The sequence below is a fragment of the Jatrophihabitans lederbergiae genome, assembly GCF_031845305.1.
Lineage (GTDB): Bacteria > Actinomycetota > Actinomycetes > Mycobacteriales > Jatrophihabitantaceae > Jatrophihabitans_A > Jatrophihabitans_A lederbergiae.
Window position 1 is genome coordinate 1 of record NZ_JAVREH010000224.1, and the last position, 424, is coordinate 424.

At 69.1% G+C, this 424-nt stretch carries 1 protein-coding gene; it reads right to left on the reverse strand.

The features are described 5' to 3' along the window. Nucleotides 1–113: 113 nt before the first annotated feature. On the reverse strand, nucleotides 114–422 hold the full coding sequence (locus RM423_RS25070) for a helix-turn-helix domain-containing protein (RefSeq protein WP_311425748.1): 309 nt from the start codon (nucleotides 420–422) through the stop codon (nucleotides 114–116). Between the last annotated feature and the right edge of the window lie 2 nt (nucleotides 423–424).

Below are 424 nucleotides of genomic sequence, written 5' to 3' on the forward strand. Positions count from 1 at the left end.
GCCGCCTGGCCAGCAGGCGAAGCAATAGTCGACCTGGGCCATGGCCGCGGGCGCAAGCTTGCAGGTGACGCGCTTCCTCCGTCGCAGCGGGCTGGCTCCGGGGCGTTTCTGGGTCACGCAGGCGGTGTCGAACGGTTGCGACCCAGCCGCGGCGTCACGGTGGACCGCGGCCCCGAACCCGCCGTGGCTTCTACCGCTTTCGTGGGATGGCGGGCAGCGACGGCATCCGGCTCGCAGATCAGCAGGTCGGTGGGTGCGCATTCGAGCACGGCGCAGATGACATCAAGGTCGTCGAGACGGATCGAGGTCGGCGTCGTAGTCCATAGCGCTGACATCTTCCCGGCGCTGATGTCCAGGCCGGCACCGGCCAGTCGGCGTCGCATCTCGGTGGATTTCCAGATGCCGCGCTCGGCGGCGGTCATGC